Below are 9,007 nucleotides of genomic sequence, written 5' to 3'. Positions count from 1 at the left end.
TAAGCGGTGCCGCGAGCATGAAAGAAGCACAATTCGATACCAATGAACTATTTTTTTCAATCACCGACCATGCGAGTACGATTCTCTCCGGTAATGATGTATTTGTAAATATCAGCGGATATGAGAAAGAAGAACTTATCGGACAATTTCATAACATTATCCGCCATCCCGATATGCCAAAAGTGATCTTTAAAATACTATGGGATCATCTCAAAAGTGATAAACCGATCGTCGCGTATGTCAAAAACAAGACCAAAGAGGGAGGATTTTATTGGGTATTAGCCGTTGTATTTCCTCTGAGTGAGCGTTATATCTCGATACGTATCAAACCGAATTCTCCTATATTTGCAATCGTCCGAGAGCTTTACTTTAAACTTTTGATCGCTGAGAGCAGAGGGGGGATGGAAGCAAGCGAAGCGATGCTCTTGGAACTCCTGCTCGAGTTAGGTTATAGTGGATACAATCATTTTATGGCAGATGCACTATTATCTGAATTGAGCAAACGGAAAGAACTTTTAACCGATTATAAATCAGATATTGAATACGTAGCCGAGTCCAATAATCCCTTGTGCGAAACGCTCAAAATTTTATTGAATCAAAGCCAAACATTAATGCGTCGATATGAGCATTGGTTCGACAAAATCGATATGTTCAAAACAGTCAAAACAACCTTTGAAGAAAAAGGGGTAGTTCTTCGCCATCTAGCCCGAGATATCGTCTTTTTATCCCTCAATGCCTCCGTAGCCTCTTACAAAGTCGCCAATGGAGGAGAGACCTTCGGTGTTTTAGCCAGTGATGTCCGTATTAATGCAAAAGAGAATGATAGACTCATCGGTCATATACATACATTGGCACAAACATTATCCGATACCCTTAATGAGCTCATTTTTACCGTATCATCACTACGTATTCAGATTGAGATGGTCACGTACTTTATCGAAGAAACGATGCAAAAAAAAGGTGAGATCTCACTCATAGAGTTAGGAGAAAATCTTAATGCACTTGTTTCCTTGGTATTAGTTTACAGTGAAAAATTGAATGATTTGCAAGTGAAAATGGATTGTTTTATCCAAGAGAGTCTTAAAAATCTCGATCAACTAGAACGACAAGTCATGTATCTTGGGTATATACAGGTATATGGGGTTATCGAAGCGGCAAGCGACCATAATGAAACGATAGATTTTGGGGGGATTTTTTCTCAGTTAAAAGAGTTGATCCGCAGTACTTCAGAAGAAATCACAGTGATGCTAAAACTAGGAAATACGTTTCATTCCGAAAATCGTCATTTAATACAAGAATCTACTAATATCAGTAATATAATTAATCAATTTCGTTTCGAAGCGGATACGATTAAAACCATAGCTTTATAACCCTATAATACACTTTTATGATAGTTTTATGATTTTAAACGTCTAAGATGTCAGAAGTAAAATACAAGTCAATTTTGGAGTAAAAAGATGATAACAATCAAAGATGTACAAAACTTTTCAAAAAAATTATCGATCCTGTATGTGGAGGATAATGACAAGGTTAGAGAAGAAACCGCTACGATGTTCAATCTTTTATTCGCAAAAGTTGATTTAGCGTGTAACGGGGAAGAGGGGCTTGCTAAATACAATAATGCCCCGTATGATATTGTTATCACCGATATCAATATGCCACGCATGAACGGTATCGAGATGGTTTTTCAAATGCGAGAAATAAACCCTGAACAAAAGATTATCGCGATTTCAGCACACGATGATCCTGAGATATTAATTAATATGTTACGTAAAGGGATAAGTACCTTTATCCTTAAACCGATCAATCTCGATGAAATGCTCAGCACCATCTATCCCGTTTGCCGCGATGCTTCTGCCCAAAGCGAAAATGCCAAACTCTTTGAAGAGCTGAACGAAGAGCGCAGAAAGTACCGAAATATCGTAGCAAAAATGATGACTCAACTCCGTACCGTCGAGATTAAAAATACTCAAATCGGTGAGCTTTATGCCCAAAACCATATCGAAGATCGATCTCAAATGCTGCAAGAATATTTTGCCAAAGACGAAGAAGATGAATATGGAAAAGTAGTTTTTTTAAATGATGATTGTCAAGAGTTGCGCGATATATTGAGTGAAATTCCTGATGAACTCTCACTTTACATCAATGAAAAAAACATCCAACATATCCATAAAACACGCGATGATGTTGCTAAACTTTCCAACATTTTATATCGATATTCCCCCTTTTTAGATCCGTTGGCAAAAAGTCTCGAAGAACTATCAAGCGTGATAGCTCAACAGCATGACCTGCTGGAAAAACTCGATGCAAAACCTGAACTTATACTTTCGATGTTTGATGCGATTTGTATTGATTTGAGTCTTTATGTTCAACGCTTTTCACTCGAGAGTATGGCGATGAAAAACATCCACCATATCCATCAGCCGACGACATTGAGCATACAGCAGATTATTGGTTTGATCACTCCTGAGCTTGCCGATGATGGTGGCGATATTGATTTCTTTTAGTAATATAGAGTTTCATCGATGAATAACCATTTTAAAACCTATTTTAGCGATAAAATCGGCAATAGTGAATTTGTCAACAGCCGAATATTCTCGATGATCAGCATGAGTTTCTCTCTTATATTATTATTAGTCGTTTGGTATTTTTCGGAAAACCTTTTTTATAATCGCGCCCAAGCAAAATTTGATCATCACGTTAATCATGAACATATTTCTCTTCAAAACCGTCTCCAAGAATATGAAAATACCCTTCGTGGAGGGGTGGGGTTTTTAAAATCAAGTGAGAATGTAACTCGGTCTGATTGGCATAACTACATCAAATCGATCAACATAGAAAACTACTATCCTGGGATACAGGGGATAGGATACTCTATCGTGATCCCACCCGATAATCTGCAATCCTTTGAAGATAAAATACAACGAGCAGGATATCCATCCTTTGAACTTAAGCCCAAAGGAGATAGACAATACTATACCGCTATCCTCTATCTCGAACCGCTTGATCGACGAAATCAAGCGGCTATCGGATTCGATATGTTTTCCGAACCTGTCCGACGTGAAGCAATGCAGCGGGCAAGAGACAGTGGAAACATGGCGCTCTCAGGGAAAGTTACTCTCATGCAAGAGATCGATAAAGATGTACAAGTCGGTGTGTTGATGTATCTCCCTTATTATGCCGAAGAGTCCGAAGTTAATACGGTTGAACAACGGCAAAAATTGCTTTTGGGATACGTATATGCCCCTTTTCGGATGGGTGACCTGATTAACGCGAACGTAACACACAAAGACACATTGATGATCGAGGTTTATGATGTTGAAAAAAAAGAGGAAGCGAACCTCCTCTACAAATCACCTAATCCCTCCGACTATCATTCGGACTATAGCACCCACCGCACTATAAATATGGGGGGACGTATCTGGCATCTACACTATAAGAGCTCTCCGGAATTTGATGCACTTTACAACAGTTTTTATCCGATTGCATTCGCACTGATCGGTTTGATTTTCTATTTTATGATGATATACATTATTGTTGAACTGTTGAAAAAGCGCGCCTTACTAAAATCACAAACCAAAGAGATAGATAAAAATCGTTCGTGGCTCGATACACTACTAAAATCATCGGTGGACGGTATCCATATTTTAGATTTTAAGGGGAAACTGATTGAGTTCAGTCCTTCATTTCTACAGATGCTTGGATATACGGGTTCTGAGGCTAATTTGCTAAGTGTTTTTGATTGGGAAGCCAAGAATTCAAAGCAAGATATCCAAATGAAGATGGAGTCATTAATCCAGAGCCCAATGACTTTTGAAACCTGTTTTTGTCGAAAAGACGGATCGATTTTTGATGTTGAAGTGACGGCACGCGCTATCGTTGATAAAGGCGAAAAATACCTATATGCCTCCGCACGAGATATCAGTGAGCGTAAAGCATCTGAACAAAATCTCAAAGAGACCCGAGAAAAACTCGAAGAGAGCGAGGCTTTTTATCGGACTATCTTCGGATCAGTTGATGTATCAATTGTCATTTTAGTGGACAACCGTGTTATCGATTGCAACAATTTAGCGCTCAACTTGTTTAATATCACAAAAGAGGAGTTTATTGGACACTCCATTTTCGATACCGTGTATGAGATTGAATGCCAAGGGCACTCACTAAATGAGCACATCTATATTGCAAACGATGGAGAGTTTAGAGCAACCCAGTGTACTTTGCGTTTAAAAGAGAATCCGGATAAGGTCAAAATCGTAGAATTCTCTTTTGCACAATTTGGTTCTGAACACAAAAATAAATTGGTAATGATTTCCCGAGATATAACAAAAAAAATCGAGAAAGAAAAATTATTTACTATGCATACTCGGCAAGCGCAGATGGGAGAGATGATTTCGATGATTGCCCATCAGTGGCGTCAACCGTTGGCTATTGTTAATGCGATTACTTCGCAAATGAGACTTAAAGCGATGATAAGGGACGATAACGATACTGAGTTAATTGAAAATTTGATGAAAATAGAGCAGCAAAGTTCTCATCTCTCCCAGACGATTTCAGATTATAGAGATTTTTTTCGTCCTGACAAACCCAAAGAGCATTTTAGTGTTTCTTCTTTGATTGAGCATGCATTAAATCTAATCGATCATACTCTTAAAACCCATTCGATACACATTGAAAACATCCATTTTGACAACCTAATACTCCACACATTTCGCAATGAAGTACTTCAAGTACTGATCGTGTTACTTAAAAATGCCCTTGATGCATTTGTGGAAAACAAAATAAAGGGGGGGGAGATTACAATCGGAATCCGTCCAGAGGGAAAATACTGTGTCATCACCATTCGTGATAATGCCGGTGGGATACAAAAAGAGGTTATGAATAAACTTTTTAGCCCTTATTTTACTACCAAGAATGAGAGTTACGGAACAGGTTTAGGACTTTACATGAGTCGCATGATTATCGAAGAGCATTGTGATGGATCGATCGAAGTATCCAGTGAAGATGATACCACTACTTTTACCGTAAAACTACCCTATGAGGATATGAAATGATATTAAAAGAGATGATTCGACAACTTTCCGAGTATGCGAAAGGGATGAGTGTCCTGTACGTCGAAGACGAAGCAATGATCCGGACTAATACCTCTTTATTGCTAGAATCAATATTTTCAAAAGTCAAAACAGCATTCAATGGACGTGATGGACTTAAAGCTTTCGAATTAGAAAAATTCGATATCGTTATCACCGATATCTTGATGCCGGAAATGAACGGTGTAATGATGATTCGACAACTTAAAGAAATCAATCCATCTCAACACTTTATCGTCACCTCAGCCTGTGAGGAGAGTAGTTATCTCCTTGAACTGATCAATCTCGGAGTAGCACAATTTTTACTCAAACCGATCCAAACAGAGCAGATCATCCATGTTTTATTGGAAGTGGTCACAAACATTTATAATCAACGTAAAGTGGATGAATTTACGGCTCAGCTCAAACAAGACTTACTCCACCAAACGACCCTTCTAGAACAGTATAAAGAAGCGGTTGACCTCTCCACAATCGTGATTAAAACCGATGTCCAAGGCAATATCGTCTATGTCAATGACCTTTTTTCACAAATAAGCGGATACACTCATAATGAGATTATTGAACAAGGACATAAAATTTTACGTCATCCTGAAGTGAGCTCAGAGTTTTATGGACAACTTTGGAAAACTATTCTTGCTAAACAAACATGGAGAGGGACGATAAAAAACCTCAAAAAAGATGGTGGACGTTATATTACCGATACCATGATCAAACCGATTTTGGACGAGTTTGGAAATATTATTGATTTTATCAGTATCAGCCATGACGTCAGTGAACTTTTTGATTTGAATGAAGAGATTTGGCAAACACAACATGAGATGCTCTCCTTGTTAGGGGAAGTAGGGGAGAGTAGGTCTCATGAAACAGGGAACCATGTCCGACGCGTTGCCAAATATACGAAGCTTTTAGGAGAGCTTTGCGGACTGGAAGAAGAAGATATTCGTCTCCTTTACAGCGCTTCACCGATGCACGATATCGGAAAAATCGGTATTCCGGATGCGATTTTGCTCAAACCGGGTAAACTCGATAACGATGAATATCACATTATGAAAACACATAGTGCCATTGGACATGATATTCTTAAAAATTCTGCCCGTCCGCTTCTTCAAGCGGCAGCTATCATTGCACGTGAACATCATGAAAAATGGGATGGAAGCGGCTATCCAAACGCACTGAGCGGTGCTAATATCCATATTTATGGACGTATCACCGCATTAGCCGATGTTTTCGATGCACTAAGCTGTGAGCGTGTTTATAAAAAGGCGTGGCCTATGGATGACATTATTGCCTTTATTTCAAATGAACGAGGGAGACATTTTGATCCCGATTTGGTCGATATTTTTATGAATCATATCCATAAATTCACTGCAATTGCCACTGAGTTTCGAGACTAAAGGAGAGAATCATGTCCAAATATAATGAGTTTAAAAATCTCTCCGTCCTCTACGCAGAAGATGATACTGATTTGCGGGAAATCACCACGAAAACACTTCAACTTGTAGTGGGAAAAGTATTTGCGGTGAGTGATGGAGAGGAGGCTTTAGCCATTTATGAAAAAAATCGTATCGATATCGTTATTCTCGATATTTATATGGCTTCGATCAGTGGTATCGATGTTGCAAAAACCATACGTCAGAGTAATGATAAAATTCCTATCGTGATCGTATCGGGATCTATCGCCACGGAGGATCTATTAGAAGCGTGCAAACTAAACCTCATCGAATATATCCACAAACCAATCGAGTTTAATGCCCTCATTAAAGTCCTCTATCTGGCAGTTGATAGGCTCAATGCACATGGAATGCTGATAGCCAAAATAAATGACTCCGTATCGTATGACTATTTTGCCAAAGGATTTGTTTATCCTGATGGTCAAAAAGCGGCACTGACAAAAAATGAAATCAATGCGATGGAATTATTGTTGAGTAACCGTTCTCAAGTGGTCACATATGAAACGTTTTCAAATGTTTTAGAAGAAGAGATGTCCGATGGAGCACTCAAAAACCTTATTTTACGTATTCGCAAAAAAATGCATGATGATACCAATCTGCGTAACTTGGCAAAAATAGGTTATTCACTGATTTAAACGATACTAGATAAGGCTCATATCGTCTGTTTTATGATACAAAGGAAGCTTTATCGTTATCGTTGCCTCATCATTACGACTGGATACTTCCAACATTCCGTGACAATGTTCCTCAATGATCATTTTAGACATATAAAGTCCTAATCCGGTTCCATAGGAATAACTTTTCGTCGTAAAATAGGGGACAAATATTTTAGAAATTACCTCTTCTGAAATTCCCCCTCCGTTATCTCTTATAACGATTATTCCAAACGTTTCATCCTGATCAATTTCTATACTAATAGTTCGGTTATAAATGTTATTCTCATCAAACGCATCAAGTGAATTTTTAAACAGCGTTATGAGCACCTGAATGACTTCATTTCTATAAATAGCGACCATCATAGGACGATGGATCGTTTCATTGACAACTACACCTTTGGTTTTCAACACATGATCAATCAAATCCAGAGTATGTACAATCAAATCCGATAATCGAATGGCTTCTAAAGGCTTATCCAGACGAAAAAAGTCTCGATAATCGCTTATCGTCTGAGAAAGATGCAGACTTTGTTGCTCAATTTTTATCAACGATTCCACCAGTTCCGTGTTTTCATTATCATTCAGCATCTCTTGAAGTCTAAATCGTGAGGCGATAGCATTAATAATTGCTAAGGGCTGACGCCATTGATGCGCGATCATCGAAATCATCTCTCCCATCTGTGCTTGACGTGCATGGAGTTTAAAAAACTTTTCCTCTTCCAATTTTTGAGTGATGTCACGCGCGAGCAAAATCAGCTTTTCGGCATTGTTTCCATACATTGCCAGAGTTATTTCGAGGACCTTGCTAGTTTTGACTTTCTCATTCAAAACCAATGTACATTGATCTCGGATAGTATGACCTTGGTAAGCATTGGATAAATGCATTTCAAAACTCTCAATGCTACATTCTATAATTCGGCTAGAATCTAAAATATCAGTTCCGATAAATTCCTCTTCCGTCGTTTCAAAGAGTGAAAGAGTTACCGCATTACAATCCACAATCCGATTATTTTCCAATATGATAATCGCTTTGTCTAACGATGCAACGATCGTACGATAAAATTGTTCGCTTTCGACCAGTTTCAGCTGAGCATTTCTAATCTCTGTTATATCTTGAACCGTCCCGATAGAGTTCAGAGGTTTTCCATCCTTATCAAAGGTGGTTTCGCATTGTTCCATAACATATTTGATTCTTCCATCGTTCATTAATAGTCTATGGACAATTTTATACTTTTCTTGTGTTTCCAATGAACTAAGATAAGCATCATGTACCATCTCTCTATCCTCAGGATGGATCCCCTCTACAAATGCCTCATACGTAGCTTCAAACCTATTTTGATCGATTTCAAAAATATTAAAAATTTCATCGGACCATGTGAGTTTATTGGTGATAAGATCTAATGACCAGTTCCCTAATTTTGCAATTTCCTCAGCTTTTTTCAAATTTTTGTTAATTTCTTTGTACTTTTGATTGGATTGTTCCAGTTGACGCAATACATTTTTGCTTTCGGTTAAATCTCTCACCGTCGAAAAAACATACCCTTTATTATCAAAAATAAAATAGTTTCCCGTAATTCCAACTTCGAACAAATCGCCATTTTTTTTCTTATGATGCGATTCGATTTGAACGACTTGACCTGTTTTTAAATGCATTAACAGCTCATCCCACCGATTTTGATCCACATTCGGATCAAGAGAAAGAATACTCATCGATGTCAGTTCATCATAACTGTACCCAATCATTTCAGATGCTGCTTGATTGACATGAATAATATTGGAATCGGTATCAATCCAATACAATCCATCGCCCGAG

General features: G+C 38.2%; 6 protein-coding genes. 5 read left to right on the top strand and 1 reads right to left on the bottom strand.

Annotation, left to right across the window (positions count from 1 at the left end):
• The 5 genes from JZU62_RS07950 to JZU62_RS07930 all read left to right on the top strand — a co-directional run.
• The coding region (locus JZU62_RS07950) for a PAS domain-containing protein (protein ID WP_295013601.1) at nt 1-1,370 on the top strand (1,370 nt) is incomplete at its 5' end.
• Nucleotides 1,371-1,457: 87 nt separating this feature from the next.
• On the top strand, nt 1,458-2,507 hold the full coding sequence (locus JZU62_RS07945; RefSeq protein WP_295013599.1) for a response regulator: 1,050 nt from the start codon (nt 1,458-1,460) through the stop codon (nt 2,505-2,507).
• 18 nt (nt 2,508-2,525) lie between these two features.
• Nucleotides 2,526-5,051, top strand: a complete 2,526-nt coding sequence (locus JZU62_RS07940; protein ID WP_295013597.1) for a CHASE domain-containing protein — start codon at nt 2,526-2,528, stop codon at nt 5,049-5,051.
• Nucleotides 5,048-6,481, top strand: a complete 1,434-nt coding sequence (locus tag JZU62_RS07935; protein ID WP_295013595.1) for an HD domain-containing phosphohydrolase — start codon at nt 5,048-5,050, stop codon at nt 6,479-6,481. The genes JZU62_RS07940 and JZU62_RS07935 overlap by 4 nt, the downstream gene beginning before the upstream one ends.
• Before the next feature lie 11 nt (nt 6,482-6,492).
• On the top strand, nt 6,493-7,173 hold the full coding sequence (locus JZU62_RS07930; RefSeq protein ID WP_295013593.1) for a response regulator: 681 nt from the start codon (nt 6,493-6,495) through the stop codon (nt 7,171-7,173).
• A gap of 6 nt (nt 7,174-7,179) precedes the next feature.
• Here JZU62_RS07930 and JZU62_RS07925 read toward each other — a convergent pair.
• Nucleotides 7,180-9,007, bottom strand: a 1,828-nt coding sequence (locus tag JZU62_RS07925; protein WP_295013591.1) for a sensor histidine kinase, incomplete at its 5' end; no start/stop codon positions are given.

Origin of the sequence: Sulfuricurvum sp. (genome assembly GCF_019163035.1) — a bacterium.
Taxonomy (GTDB): domain Bacteria; phylum Campylobacterota; class Campylobacteria; order Campylobacterales; family Sulfurimonadaceae; genus Sulfuricurvum.
The sequence above is the reverse complement of the archived record's forward strand: the minus strand, read 5'-3'. Positions and strand labels throughout refer to the sequence as shown.

What these genes read in the sequence shown, in the direction of transcription:
- JZU62_RS07940 (WP_295013597.1), top strand. Translation starts at nt 2,526, where the DNA reads ATGAATAACCATTTTAAAACCTATTTTAGCGATAAAATCGGCAATAGT.
- JZU62_RS07945 (WP_295013599.1), top strand. Translation starts at nt 1,458, where the DNA reads ATGATAACAATCAAAGATGTACAAAACTTTTCAAAAAAATTATCGATC.
- JZU62_RS07930 (WP_295013593.1), top strand. Translation starts at nt 6,493, where the DNA reads ATGTCCAAATATAATGAGTTTAAAAATCTCTCCGTCCTCTACGCAGAA.
- JZU62_RS07935 (WP_295013595.1), top strand. Translation starts at nt 5,048, where the DNA reads ATGATATTAAAAGAGATGATTCGACAACTTTCCGAGTATGCGAAAGGG.